The organism is Zhihengliuella sp. ISTPL4, from assembly GCF_002848265.1.
Taxonomy (GTDB): domain Bacteria; phylum Actinomycetota; class Actinomycetes; order Actinomycetales; family Microbacteriaceae; genus Microbacterium.
Map to the genome: position 1 here is coordinate 3,020,171 of NZ_CP025422.1, position 12,568 is coordinate 3,032,738.

A 12,568-nucleotide genomic window follows, 5' to 3' on the forward strand; every position below is an offset into this window, starting at 1 on the left:
CGACGGGGCCGGCGACCTGTTCCTATCTGTGAGGAAATGGTCTGTTCTGTCATCTAGGTCATCCTTGGCCTGGGGTGATGTGTCCGCACTCTCGCGGTGCGGTCTCGGGCTTCCTCAGTATTTCCGGCAGATTGCGGCGAAGTCAACTGGAGAGCGCAATAGTCAGAAAGTGGTGGAAAGTGTTCGTTTTGTGAACTGATTCCCCGGGAGGAGCCCTCGGTACGATCGCGACATGGGGTTCTCACTGCTCGGCCTGGCGGTGAGTCTCGCGATCTCCCTGCCGAACCTCCTGCTGATCCCCTTCCCGCCGAGACCGAAGCTCGAGGGCCCCGCGGTACCCCGAGTGCTCCTCGTGTTCGAGAGGGCAGGGCAGGCGCTCTGCATGACGGTCCCGGCGATCACGGCGGCCGGCCCGATCGCGTGGGGATGGGCGGTGCCGGTGGCGCTGGCGGTGCTTGCATACGGGGCCCTCTGGATCCGCTACCTCCGTCGCGGCCGGCCCGCGTCGGCGCTGTTCGACACCGTCTTCGGCATCCCGGTCCCGATGGCCCTCGCGCCGGTGGCCGCCTTCCTCGGCACAGCGGCTTGGCTGCAGAACCCGTGGATCGCGCTCGCCGCGGTGATCCTCGCGATCGGGCACATCCCGACGTCCTTCCTCGCGGCCCGAGAGTATTAGGCGCACCTGCTCCGCGTGGGGCGCGCGTCCTGACACAGCGAGGACCGAAACGATCAGTATCGATCCTTGCTAGTCGATTATCGATTGGCTACGGTCGGAGCAGCCGCTCCCGCGGCGCCGCGCGCATCGGCCGTGCGGGAAGCGACAGTTCGGAGACGCGATGAAGCGTGTACTGGCAAGCCTGACCCTGGCGGCGGTGTTCGGATCCGCCCTCGCTGCGGCGGTCCCGTCGGCGGCAGCGGCCGCGGACGATGACGCCCTCTACCTCGCGCCGGGAGGTGACGACACGGCCTCCGGCACGATCGATGACCCCCTCGCGACGCTGGAAGGCGCCCGCGACCGGATCCGCGCGCTGAAGGCGGATTCGGCGCTCCCGGACGACGGCCTCACGGTGTACCTCCGGGAGGGCACGTACCCCCGCTCGGCGTCGTTCGAGATCGGCGCGCAGGACTCGGGTACCGCGGACGCCCCCATCACCTATCGCTCGTACCCCGGCGAGACCGCCACCCTCACCGGCGGACGCGAGCTGCCGCGCGACCAGTTCGCCCCGGTGGATGACGCAGCGGTGACCGACCGCATCATCGACGCCGGTGCCCGCGACCGCGTGGTCGGGATCGACCTCGCCGACCTCGGCATCACCGACTACGGCCAGCTCAGCCGCCACGGCTACTGGAAGGCCAACGACGTCAGCACCACCCCGCCCATGGAGCTGTTCATCGACGGCCAGGGCATGACGCTCGCGCGGTGGCCCAACGCCGACGCGGCCACCCCGACCGTGCAGATGGGCGACATCATCGACGCCGGCCCCGACCGCAACGACGCCGACCTGCAGGAGCGCGGCGGCACGTTCAGCTACGGCTACGACCGCCCGAAGTACTGGACCCAGGCCGAGGACGTGTGGCTGGACGGCATCTTCGGGTACAGCTGGGAGTGGTCGTACAACAAGATCGAGAGCATCGACACCGCGGCGAAGACCATCACCCTCCGCTACGGCGAGATGTCCGGGATCATGAAGAGCTGGTTCCCCGACTTCCACTTCGCGCAGAACCTGCTGGAGGAGCTCGACGCCCCCGGCGAGTACTACATCGACCGTGACGCCGGGAAGCTGTACCTCATCCCGAACGCGGCCTTCACGTCCGGCCGCGGCGCCGTGACGGTCACGACGCTCGACGAGCCGATGCTCCGCGCCGACGGGGCCTCCTACGTGAACTTCGACGACCTCGTGATGGAGTACGGACGCGCGACGGCCGCGGTGATCCTCGGCGGCTCGCACGTGACGATCTCGCACAGCGACATCCGCAACTTCACCGACGGCGGCGTGCTCATCAACTCGCCCGGTCGCTACACCTACGACGGCATCCCGGTGAACCGCGGCGGCCGCGACCACGCGGTCACCGACAGCCGGCTCGCGCACGTCGGCGGCGTCGGCGTGGTGCTCCAGGGCGGCGACAAGACGACGCTCGAGCCCGGCCGCAACCGGGTCGAGAACTCCGAGATCGCCGACTTCGCCTACTACCACAAGGCCTACAACCCCGGTGTGATGTTCGACGGCGTCGGCAACATCGCCAGGGACAACGAGATCCACGACGCTCCCCACCCCGGGATCATCGTGCACGGCAACGACCACCTGTTCGAACGCAACGAGGTGTACGACGTCTGCAAGCAGTTCCACGACCTCGGGGCGATCTACATGAACTCCGGCAAGACCCCGCAGCAGCGCGGCCACGTGTTCCGGGAGAACTACTTCCACGACATCGGCGTCGGCATGGCGGGCGTGGAGGGCATCTACGCCGACAACTTCACGTGGGACCTCACGATCGAGAAGAACGTGTTCGTGAACATGGGCAACGGCGCGATCAAGAGCGGCTCGGCCGACTACATCGAGGCCCGCAACAACGTCTTCGTCGACGCCTACGCCCCGTACGACAACTACGAGCAGTGGATGGGCGATCAGGAGGGCAATGTCGTCGACCGCGACTACATGCCGGCGTGGGAGAAGGTGTTCGCCGACAACAACGACTTCGTCGGCACGCCGTACCTGACGAAGTACCCCGAACTCGCGCACTTCTTCGAGGACGACCACCACTTCCCGAACCACAGCACGTTCGCGGAGAACGTCGTGTGGAACCCGAACCGGGCCCGCATGGCCGGCGTCAACGAGCACGGCGCGAAGGACGGGAAGAACCTCCTGAACTACGAGGACAACTGGGTGGCCGACGCCGACCCCGGCTTCGTGGACGCCGCGAACGGCGACTACACGCTGAAGGCCGATGCGGCCGTGTTCGACCAGATCCCGGGCTTCGAGGCCATCGCGTTCGGCGAGATCGGCGTCGACGGTGAGATCGGGCAGACGCAGCAGCCGCAGACGATCCCGCTCGAGGACATCGCGTTCGACAGCGACACGCTCACGATCGACGCGGGCGACGAGGTGCGCGTGCGCGCCGTGCCGCTGCCCTGGAACGCCGACGACGCCGCGGTGACCTACGCCTCGGCCGACACCGCCGTCGCCTCCGTCAACGACAAGGGCGTGGTGCTCGGCATGGGACCCGGCACGACCACGGTCACGGCGACGGCGAAGGCGGACGCCACCAAGACCGCGACCATCGAGGTGATCGTCGAGGAGGGCGACGGCGTGCTGCACTTCACCGACTTCGAGTCGGGGGCGAACGGCTGGCCGACCGACCCGAACCGCAGCATCCAGGTGGATGCGTCGGGCGACAAGGTGTACCGCATCCTCAAGGGCGCCAACAGCATCCTGCCGCGGGACTTCACGGAGTTCGTGCTCGACTTCGACGTCACGGCGCCGGCCACGACCCCAGCCAACGCGGGACTCATCGTCTACGACCGCAACGGCAAGGGCGGCGGCTACATCCGCTTCCGTCAGACCGCGGCCGGGCCGACCTGGACGATCTTCGACGACGCCTGGAAGGTCGTCGCCGAGAAGGTCGTGCCCGCGGCGCAGGGCCTGACCCCCGGGGCGACCTCGCATGTCCGCATCGCGGTGCAGGACGGACAGATCCGCATCTCCGTCAATGGGGCGATCGCGCTGGAAGGCGCCGACCCCGGTCCCGGCAAGGCGGGTCGGGTCGGGTTCTACGTGGAGAACTACGCCTCGCTCGACTTCGACGACATCGGGTTCTCGCTCTCCGGGGTGCCGGTCACGGGCGTGAGCCTGGACGCCGACGCTGTGGGACTGACCGTGGGGGAGCGGCGGTCCGTCGCGGCCGCGGTCGCCCCGGAGGACGCCAGCGACGCCCGGGTCACCTGGACGACCGACGCACCGGAGGTCGCCACGGTCTCCGGCGGACGCATCGCGGGGGTGACGGCGGGCACCGCGACGATCACCGCGACCTCGGTCGCCGACCCGAGCCTCAGTGACACGGTCACCGTGACCGTGGACGATGCCGAGTATCCGACCACCCGCCTCGACGGCCAGCTGAAGGACGGCGCGAACTGGAGCCAATCCGACCTCATCACCGTGGACGACACGGGCGTCGTGATCAGCGGCCAGGGTGTGCACGGCTACGAGGCCGAGCGCTTCGGCGATACCCTGCTGCAGTTCGAGGCGGAGTTCGGCGCCTTCGACGGCGGCTGGTACGGCTTCCAGGCGCGCTCCGACCAGACCGGCCTCCCCGCCTGGCAGAACTCCAACACCGGCTACGTCGCAGTGATCAAGGAGGACGTGATCGAGTTCCAAAGCTGGACTCCGGGACAGACCATGCTCGACACCATCCCCAACACGGTGATCGAGCCGAACTCCACGCACCGCATCGAGTTCGGCGCCGTCGCGGAGGACGGCGGCACCCGCATCGTGCTCCGGGTGGACGATGTGACCGTGTGGAACATGGTCGACGCGCGGGAGAACCTCCGCATCGGTGCGGACGGCTTCTTCAACGTCTACCACTACGGCAAGACGAGCACCCTGGCCGTCCGGCCGACACCGCCGCCCGCGACGGTGACCGGCATCTGCTGGGCGCCCGAAGCCGACCCGAAGACCCGCTACGTGCGCGGCGAGGAGCTCGACGTGACCGGCATGGTGCTGGGCGTGGACTGGAGCGACGGATCCCGCACCACCCAGCAGGTGACGGCGGACATGGTCAGCGGCTTCGACAGCAGCAAGGTGCGCCCGCACCACACGCTCACCGTGACGTACGCTGGCGCGAGCGTCGAGCTCCCGATCTCGGTGCGACCGAAGCTCAAGAACGACGAACAGGACGTGCCACGATGCGGGTGACCTTCATCGGAGACTCGATCACCGACGCGGGGCGCGATCGCTCCGACCCGGAGTCCTTCGGGGACGGCTATGTGTCGCTCCTCGCCCCCGAGCTGCAGGCCGCCGGAGCCACGGTCCGCAACCTCGGGATCGCCGGGGACCGCGCCCGCGACCTCGCCGCCCGGTGGGACGCGGAGCTTATGCCGACCGCCCCGGAGCTGCTGACCGTGTACGTCGGCGTGAACGACATGTGGCGGCGGTTCGACAGCGACGACCCGACCCCGGCCGAGGACTTCGCCGCGACGCTCGGCGACCTCCTCGGCCGCGCGGTGTCGGCGCACGCCCCGCGGCTGATCCTCATGGAGCCGTACTTCCTCCCGGTGACGGAGGAGCAGCGCGCGTGGCTCGACGACCTCGACGGGAAACGGGCGGCGGTGCGGGTTCTCGCCGCGGAACACGGGGCGGCGTTCGTCCCCCTGCACGAGGTGTTCACGGCCGCAGCGCAGGAGTATCCGGTCGCCGAGCTCGCGCCGGACGGCGTGCACCCGACCCCGCGCGGATCCGCCCTCATCGCGGATGCCTGGCGCACGGCCGCGTCCATTAGCGATAGTCGATAATGGACGTAGACTGATGGTCATGACGGATGCTCTCGGCACGGCCGGACTGCAGCGCGGACTGCTGTCGGATCAGATCTACGCGCTCATCAAGGCGATGATCAAGGACTCCACGTTGGCCCCCGGCGAGCAGCTCGTGGAATCGCAGCTCGCCCGGCAGATGCAGGTGAGCCAGGCGCCCGTCCGCGACGCCCTCAAGCGGCTCGCCCACGAGGGTCTTGTGTCGCATGTGCGGCATCAGGGCAACTTCGTCGCCAGCTACTCCGCCGAAGAGGCGGCGCAGGCCAAGGTCGCCCGGGTCGAGCTGGAGGGGCTCGCCGGTCGGCTGGCCTGTGGGGCGCTGGACCCCGCCCGCCGGGCCGAGCTCGTCGGCCTCATTACGCAGATGCACGAGGCGGCCGAGGCGGAGGACCTCGCCCGGTTCCGCGAGCTCGACTTCACCTTCCACCGTGCGGTGATCGAGGCCAGCGGCAACGTGTACCTCCCCCGCATGTGGGACCTCCTGGAGCCGAGCCTGCGGGTCATGCACGTGCTGGGTGATCCCACCTTCACGGGAGACTGGCACGAGGTCGCCGACTGGCACGAAGGGCTCCTCGACGTGCTGGATGCCGGTGACGAAGAGGCCGCGTCCGCCCTGTTCCGCGCCCACGCCGCCGGCACCCTCCTCGACGACCCCGCCTGATCCGCGCCCTCCCTCCGCGCGAGGTCGCTGCGTGGTGCCGAGGCCGCACGGACGCCGGGAGTCCTTGGGACAGGGCGTGGATCTGCGACCGGGGTCAGGTAGCGAAGGGGGAGAGGCGGTCGGCGGTGCCGGCCCAGAATGCTCGAGCCTCGGCAGCGGAGAGCGGAGGAAGAGCCCGCCGGGTCGCGGCGAGAACCTCCCCGTAGGTCATTGTCCGCGTGGACATCGGCCAGTCGCTGCCGTACATCAGTCGATCCGCGCCGAAGAGGGCGAAGGCGGAGCGCAGCAGTTCCCGCGACTCGTCCGACCCGCGCGCCGTGAGGTCGAGCCCGGAGACCTTCGCCGACACCCCCGGAGCCGACGCGGCCTCGGCGAGGGCGGAGAGCCATGCGCCATCGGCCGTCCGGGCGCCGAGGCCGAGGTGGCAGACGACGATCGCGGTGTCGGGGTGCCGTCGGGACAGGGCGGCGGCGGCGGGCAGCTGGTCCGGGCGGATGAGCAGTTCGAGGGTGCGGGCGGTCGCGCCGAGGTGGGCGGCGAGGGCGTCGAGGCCGTCCACATCCGAGAGATCCGCGGCGAACTGCGGCACCGCGGCGCGCACGCCGACCACGGCGGGAGAGAACGCGACCCCCGTGGCGCCGGCGGCTCGTCCCGGCGCGGGGGTGAACTGCAGCACCACGCGCCGCAGGAACGGGTCGCGGGCGGCCGTCGCGGTCAGCCACTCCGCCTCCGCCACCGAGTCCGCCGCCTGCACGGCGATGGCGGAGGAGACGCCGGCGTCCGCCAGCTCCCGCGCGAGGTCTGCGGCCGCGGCGTGGCGGGGAAGGCCGAGGTCATCGCGGAACCACGGGATCGGGACGGCGTCCACATCCCAGACGTGCACATGGGCGTCGACGACCCGCACGTCAGCTCCCGGGCCGCGCGGTCATGCGGCCTCCGCATCGAGGGCGTCCCACAGTGCGGCGGGCAGCGCGGCGTCGAGGCCGTCCACGAAAGCGTGCACCTCGGCGGGGGTCCGCGCCCCGACGACCACCGCATCCGCGCCGTGCCACAGCGGGAACTGCACTGCGGCATCCGCGAGGCGCACGCCATACGCGGCGCACACGGCCTGCAACCGCAGCGCCCGCTCCCGGAGCTCCGGGGGTGCGGGCTTGTACTCGAAGAACGGCGAGCCGACCGGGTCGACGAGGATGCCGGAGTTGAACACGGCGGCCGCGAGCACCCCGATGCCGCGGGCCGCCGCGGTCGGCAGCAGCCGGTCCAGGGCGGTGCGGTCGAGCAGCGTGAGCCGACCGGCCTCCATCACCACGTCGAGCGGCGCCTCGGCGACGTAGCGCTCCAGGGGGTCGAGCCGACCCAGGCCCACGCTGATCGCGCGCACCACCCCTTCGTCGCGCAGCTCGACGAGGGCCGGGAGTGCCGTGGCGAACGCCGCCTCCACGTCCAGGGGGTCGTGCAGGTGCAGCACGTCCACGCGATCGACACCCAGCCGGGCGAGGCTGCCGTCGAGGCTCCTCCGCACGCCGTCCCTGCTGAGGTCGACGACGGAGTCGTGCCCACTCGCGGCGCCCGCGACGGGGCGGCCGTCCGCATCGACCAGCACCCGGCCGACCTTCGTCGCGATCACGTAGTCGTCCCGCGGCACGCCGCGCAGGGCGAGGCCGAGCTTCCGCTCGCTCTCGCCCGAGCCGTACAGCGGTGCGGTGTCGAAGAAACGGACATCGCGGGCGAGCGCGGCCTGCACGGTCGCCACCGCGTCGCCGTCGGGCACGGGGGCGAAGAGGTTGCCGATCGGCGCGCACCCCAGTCCGACGTCGTCGCGCGCGGCGCCCTCGGGATTCAGCGGACGGAGCTCTGGACGGAACGCCATGCCTCGTACTCCTCGCGGCTGTCGGGGGTCAACGGGTAGTAGTCGCTCAGGCGTGCGCCCTCGTCGAGACGGCGGCGGCTGAACACCTCCCACTCCTCATGATCGCGCGCGTCGTCCACGACCTGCGGCGCCATGGCCTGTGGCACCACGACAGGGCCGTCGTCGTCCGCGACCACGAGGTCGCCCGGCATGCACAGGGCCCCGCCCACCGCGACGGGCACGTCGTACGCCCACGGCACCAGCTCCGACTGCGAGGCGTAGTGCGGGGTCGTGCCCGTCGACCACACCGGGATCCCGAGCTCGCGGATGCGGCCGGCGTCGCGGATGCGGCCGTCCACCACGATCCCGGCCCCGCCCTTGCGCGCGAAGTAGCGCGCGAGGATGTCGCCGATGCACCCGGAGAAGCGGCTGCCGTACGCCTGGATCACCAGCACGTCGCCGGGTTGCACGGCCTCGAGCACGTGCCACAGGGCGGTGTGCCGCTCGGCGTACTCCTGGCCGTCGCCCGAGGCCATGTCCTCGCGCTGCGGCATGAACTGCAGGGTCAGCGCCGAGCCGACGACGCGCTGGCCGAGGCTCAGCGGCTCCGGTCCGTCGATGTAGCTGCGGCGGATCCCGAGTCCGTGGAGCTTGGCGCACGCGGTGGCGGAGGAGATCGCGTCGAAGGAGTCGACCACGTCGCGCGAGGGCCGCTGGTAGGCCCCACCCCGCACGGGCAGGGCGAAGTCGGGTCGGATCAGATCGGCGCTCATGCGTCTCCTTCAGGGAACAGGTGGCGCGGCGATCCGGTCGCACGCGCGATGGTCAGGTCGAGGTCGGCGGTGTGCGCCGGGGGGAGGGTCACCACGAGGTCGTCGTCCACGTCGAGGGTCGTGGTGACGGTCGGGGCGTCCGGGGCCGTGTAGGTGCCCGACGCTCCGGGCCAGAAGCCGGGCTCCTGGCCGGTGGCCGTGACCCGGACGATCCGGTCGAGACCGAAGCGCCCGCCGCGCACCCGCACGGTGCGGGTGTGGACCGTGGAGGTGTTCACGAGCTGCACGCCGATGCCGTCGTCGTCGAGGCGGTGCACGAGCGCCGCGACATCCTCCGGGAGCCCGGGCCGCGCACGGTCGACGTCCTCGTAGCGGAGAGCCGTGAATCCGAGTCCGCCGTTGTAGAGCACCTGCGGTGCGCCGCCGACGAGCTGGGTGAGCACCTCGGTCACCACGGGGTTCACGCGCTGCCAGAAGTGCAGGTGTGCGGCGTCGGGGTCGCGGTCGTCGGCGAGCATCATGGCGGCGCGGCGTGCCACCTGGCCGAGCGCCATCTCCAATGCCCGCACCGGATAGTCCGGGAGGTCGCCGGAGAGATACGCGAACCAGCCGGCCTCGTGACCCGCCTCCTCCTTGTCGCGGAACGGCGCGACGAGGTCGGCGGAGGAGGGGAGGCCGGCGATCGCCGTCTCCAGCCGCTCCCGGTCGGACGCGCGACGCGACCACCACCAGAGCCAGAGTGGGAGGTCGAGCTGCAGCGGTCCATAGTCGAACCAGCCGTCCGCGCCGTGGCGGTAGGGGACCAGCAGGGCGGGCTCGGTGGCGGCGGCGCCGAGCCGGGCCATCCACCCGCCGCGCAGGCTGTACGTGGACTCCGCGACGCTGCCGCTGCGCGCCTCGGCGAGGACGGTGTCGAGCATGGTGCGCACGAGGTCGAGGGCGCCGTCGTCGCCGGTGACGAGCGCGTGGTTGAGGGCACCGATCAGGGCGCTCATGCCGACCGAGTGCAGCCCGTGCGGCCAGGCCCAGCCGTAGTGGCCGCCCCACCAGCGGCCGTCGTGGAGGGAGCCGACCGTGCCGTCCGGGCCGACGTTGTCGGGGAGCAGGCCGCCGTCCGCGCGCGCACGCCAGCCGTCGACGTACCGGCGGATCCACGCGGCCGTCTCCTCGTCGCCGTCGTAGAGCCAGCGGTTGGCGGCAAGGGAGGTCGCGGCGAGGTTCACGGCGATGTCGCCGGCAGCCCGGCGCTGCATCTCCTCCGCCATCCGCTGCGCGTGCGCGGGGTCGGCGAGGTCGTCCCAGGAGGCGATGCCCTCCAGGCCGTGCAGCGGCAGACCGTACGGGCGCATCTCGTCCCGATCGGCCGAGTACGGCACGATCTTCTCGTCCAGCCCCTCGCGGGCGCCGAGGGCTCCGTTGTGCGGCGAGCGGATCATGTTGCGCTCCGCGTCGTAGTTGCCCTTCGCGGGGTCGGTGAAGAGCGCGGCGAAACGGCCGGCTCGCGCGGCGAACGCGGTGTCGGCCGGGTCGGCGGCGCAGATGCCGGCGAGGAACAGCAGCGACTCGCCCTGATGGAACCAGTCGTAGCCGTTGTCGTACTCGTCGGCGAGCATTCCGGCCTCCGCGAGCTGGACGGTCACGCCCTCCCAGTGCCGCTTGGCGTCGGTGAGGACCTCGTCGGAGCCTCCGAGCAGGTAGAACGCGGGCCAGTTGAAGAAGGGCTCGTACAGGTCGTCCACGCCGTCGCGGTCGATGAACTCGGCGACGCCACGAAGGCGGCCGTCCGGCAGCGTGTAGCGGTCGCGGAAGAGGCGGCGGGCCTCCTCGACCTCGGCGAAGAGCCGGCGTTGCAGCACGGCCCAGGCCGGGATCGCACGCAGCGGACGGGTGAGCGGGGTCTCCGGCACGGTCATCCCTTCGTCGCTCCGGCGACGAGGCCGCCGATGATGTGGCGCTGCATCACGATGAAGAACACCATCGCAGGCAGCACGGCCAGCAGGAGGGTCGGGAACACCTGCGTGTAGTCGGTCGAGAACTGTCCGACCGCCGCGTAGACGCCCGTGGTCACCGTGTAGATCCCGGAACTCGGACCGAGGATGATCTGCGGACTCACGAAGTCGTTCCACACCCCGATCGAGTTGAGCACCACGACGGTCGCGACGACGGGCTTCATGATCGGGAAGATGCACGCCCAGAACGCACGGATGGGACCGGCGCCGTCCAGCGACGCCGCCTCGTCGATGTCGCGCGGCACACTGCGGAGGTAGGCCGTGAACAGGAAGATCGTCACCGGCAGGGTCGCCGCGGTCTCGAACAGGATGAACCCGGGGATCGTGTTGATGAGCCCGAGCACCCGCAGCACGAAGACGACGGGGATCAGCGTGACCTGGCCGGGGATGAAGAGCCCGGAGACGAAGAGCAGCAGCAGTCCGAGGTGCCACTTCGACCGCCCGCGGGCGATGACGTAGGCGACGGGCGCCGCGAGGGCGATGCAGCACAGGTTCACGAGCACGACGAACAGCAGCGTGATGCCGTACGCGGCGATCACGTTGAACTTGCTGCTCGTGATCGCGGCCCACAGGTAGTCGAACGTGAACATCTGCGGAGTGATCAGCAGCGGGTTCTCGATGATGTCGGCCTGCGGCTTGAAGGCGTTGATCAGCATCGTGTACATCGGGATCAGCATCGTGATCGCGACGACGCCGAGGACGATCCACCGGATCGCGCTGACGGCGAGGGCCGGGCGGTTGCGGGTCTGCTTCATCAGTCGGTCGCCTTCTGCTCGGCGCGGCGTCGCACCAGCGTGACGGCGAGGCCGACGACCGCGGTGACGATGAGGAGGATCATGGACTGCGCGGCACCGAAGCCGAGGGCCGAGTTCGCGAAGGAGTCCTTGAGGATCTGGTAGACGATGGTCTGCGTCGAGCCGGCAGGCCCGCCGTCGGTGAGCGACAGCACCACGTCGTACGCCTTGAGGAGCCCGACGAGGGTGAGCACCAGGTTCACGGTGAAGACAGGTGCGATCAGCGGCAGTGTGATGGAGCGGAACTGCTGCCACCGCGAGGCGCCGTCCACGGTCGCCGCCTCGTAGTACTCCGCGGGGACGGACTTGATGCCGGCGAGGAACAGGATCATGTTGAAGCCGAAGTGCGACCACACGATCGTGAAGATCACGCTCGCCTTGGCGAAGGTCGGGTCCGTGAGGAACGGCATCGCCGGGAGGCCGAGCGTGCTGAGCAGGCCGTTGACGGCGCCGGTGGGGGAGAGCATCGCCGACCAGAGGAAGCCGATGATGAGGGCGCTGATCACGTACGGGTAGAAGAAGATCGTGCGCAGGATCGTGTTCGAGCGGCCGGGCCCGGAGATGAGGGCGGCGATCGCGAGGCCGATGGCGTTGCAGAGGACCGTGCCCACCACCGCGATGATGCCCGTGAAGATCGCGGCCTGCGTCGAGCGCGGGCTGCGGAACGCCTTGACGTAGTTGTCCCAGCCGATGAAGTTGAAGTTGAGGCTGTACCCGTTCCAGTCGGTGAAGCTGAGCACCGCCGCGAGGATCATCGGGATGACGAACATCGCGAGGAAGACCGCGACGGCCGGGCCGCCCATGAGGATGCCGGGGATCCGGTTGCGCCACTGCTGCAGCGCGGTGCGGCGGCGTGGGGCGGGCGAGGTCATCGGCGTCGATGGTCCTGTCGGGCTGGTGGCCGCGGCCGGGGGCGGCGCGGTCGTGGTGGGCGGAGTCATGGCGGCACTCTCGTTCT

General features: G+C 70.3%; 10 protein-coding genes. 4 read left to right on the forward strand and 6 right to left on the reverse strand.

The genetic code is table 11. The features are described 5' to 3' along the window. Positions 1–232 precede the first annotated feature (232 nt). The 4 genes from CYL12_RS14380 (at position 233) to CYL12_RS14395 (ending at position 6,185) form a co-directional block, all read left to right on the forward strand. Positions 233–676 carry a hypothetical protein gene (locus CYL12_RS14380; RefSeq protein ID WP_101848186.1) on the forward strand — a complete coding sequence of 148 codons (444 nt, stop codon included), beginning with the start codon at positions 233–235 and terminating at the stop codon, positions 674–676. 160 nt (positions 677–836) lie between these two features. After that, complete coding sequence (locus CYL12_RS14385; RefSeq protein WP_101848187.1) at positions 837–4,910, forward strand: Ig-like domain-containing protein; 4,074 nt, start codon at positions 837–839, stop codon at positions 4,908–4,910. Then, entirely contained in the window at positions 4,901–5,506 is a 606-nt protein-coding gene (locus CYL12_RS14390; protein WP_101848188.1) for an SGNH/GDSL hydrolase family protein, read from the forward strand. The genes CYL12_RS14385 and CYL12_RS14390 overlap by 10 nt, the downstream gene beginning before the upstream one ends. A 19-nt stretch (positions 5,507–5,525) precedes the next feature. Next, on the forward strand, positions 5,526–6,185 hold the full coding sequence (locus CYL12_RS14395) for a GntR family transcriptional regulator (protein ID WP_101848831.1): 660 nt from the start codon (positions 5,526–5,528) through the stop codon (positions 6,183–6,185). A gap of 94 nt (positions 6,186–6,279) precedes the next feature. Here the strand turns inward: CYL12_RS14395 and CYL12_RS14400 are convergent, their stop codons facing one another. The 6 genes from CYL12_RS14400 to CYL12_RS14425 are packed head-to-tail and all read right to left on the reverse strand — an operon-like array spanning position 6,280 to position 12,551. Then, complete coding sequence (locus CYL12_RS14400; protein ID WP_101848189.1) at positions 6,280–7,089, reverse strand: amidohydrolase family protein; 810 nt, start codon at positions 7,087–7,089, stop codon at positions 6,280–6,282. Positions 7,090–7,110: 21 nt separating this feature from the next. Beyond that, positions 7,111–8,055 carry an aldo/keto reductase gene (locus CYL12_RS14405; RefSeq protein WP_101848190.1) on the reverse strand — a complete coding sequence of 315 codons (945 nt, stop codon included), beginning with the start codon at positions 8,053–8,055 and terminating at the stop codon, positions 7,111–7,113. After that, positions 8,025–8,807, reverse strand: a complete 783-nt coding sequence (locus CYL12_RS14410; protein ID WP_101848191.1) for an RraA family protein — start codon at positions 8,805–8,807, stop codon at positions 8,025–8,027. The genes CYL12_RS14405 and CYL12_RS14410 overlap by 31 nt, the downstream gene beginning before the upstream one ends. Beyond that, a complete protein-coding gene (locus tag CYL12_RS14415; protein WP_101848192.1) occupies positions 8,804–10,720 on the reverse strand; it encodes a hypothetical protein in 1,917 nt (638 codons plus the stop codon). The genes CYL12_RS14410 and CYL12_RS14415 overlap by 4 nt, the downstream gene beginning before the upstream one ends. Continuing rightward, complete coding sequence (locus tag CYL12_RS14420; protein ID WP_101848193.1) at positions 10,717–11,571, reverse strand: carbohydrate ABC transporter permease; 855 nt, start codon at positions 11,569–11,571, stop codon at positions 10,717–10,719. The genes CYL12_RS14415 and CYL12_RS14420 overlap by 4 nt, the downstream gene beginning before the upstream one ends. After that, positions 11,571–12,551 (reverse strand): carbohydrate ABC transporter permease, encoded by a 981-nt coding sequence (locus CYL12_RS14425; RefSeq protein WP_233486762.1) that lies wholly within the window; start codon positions 12,549–12,551, stop codon positions 11,571–11,573. The genes CYL12_RS14420 and CYL12_RS14425 overlap by 1 nt, the downstream gene beginning before the upstream one ends. Between the last annotated feature and the right edge of the window lie 17 nt (positions 12,552–12,568).

Bases quoted from the DNA above. Each gene is read 5' to 3' on its own strand.
- CYL12_RS14385 (WP_101848187.1), top strand. From the start codon at position 837: ATGAAGCGTGTACTGGCAAGCCTGACCCTGGCGGCGGTGTTCGGATCC.
- CYL12_RS14380 (WP_101848186.1), top strand. From the start codon at position 233: ATGGGGTTCTCACTGCTCGGCCTGGCGGTGAGTCTCGCGATCTCCCTG.
- CYL12_RS14395 (WP_101848831.1), top strand. From the start codon at position 5,526: ATGACGGATGCTCTCGGCACGGCCGGACTGCAGCGCGGACTGCTGTCG.
- CYL12_RS14420 (WP_101848193.1), bottom strand. From the start codon at position 11,571: ATGAAGCAGACCCGCAACCGCCCGGCCCTCGCCGTCAGCGCGATCCGG.
- CYL12_RS14425 (WP_233486762.1), bottom strand. From the start codon at position 12,551: ATGACTCCGCCCACCACGACCGCGCCGCCCCCGGCCGCGGCCACCAGC.
- CYL12_RS14390 (WP_101848188.1), top strand. From the start codon at position 4,901: ATGCGGGTGACCTTCATCGGAGACTCGATCACCGACGCGGGGCGCGAT.
- CYL12_RS14405 (WP_101848190.1), bottom strand. From the start codon at position 8,055: ATGGCGTTCCGTCCAGAGCTCCGTCCGCTGAATCCCGAGGGCGCCGCG.
- CYL12_RS14410 (WP_101848191.1), bottom strand. From the start codon at position 8,807: ATGAGCGCCGATCTGATCCGACCCGACTTCGCCCTGCCCGTGCGGGGT.
- CYL12_RS14415 (WP_101848192.1), bottom strand. From the start codon at position 10,720: ATGACCGTGCCGGAGACCCCGCTCACCCGTCCGCTGCGTGCGATCCCG.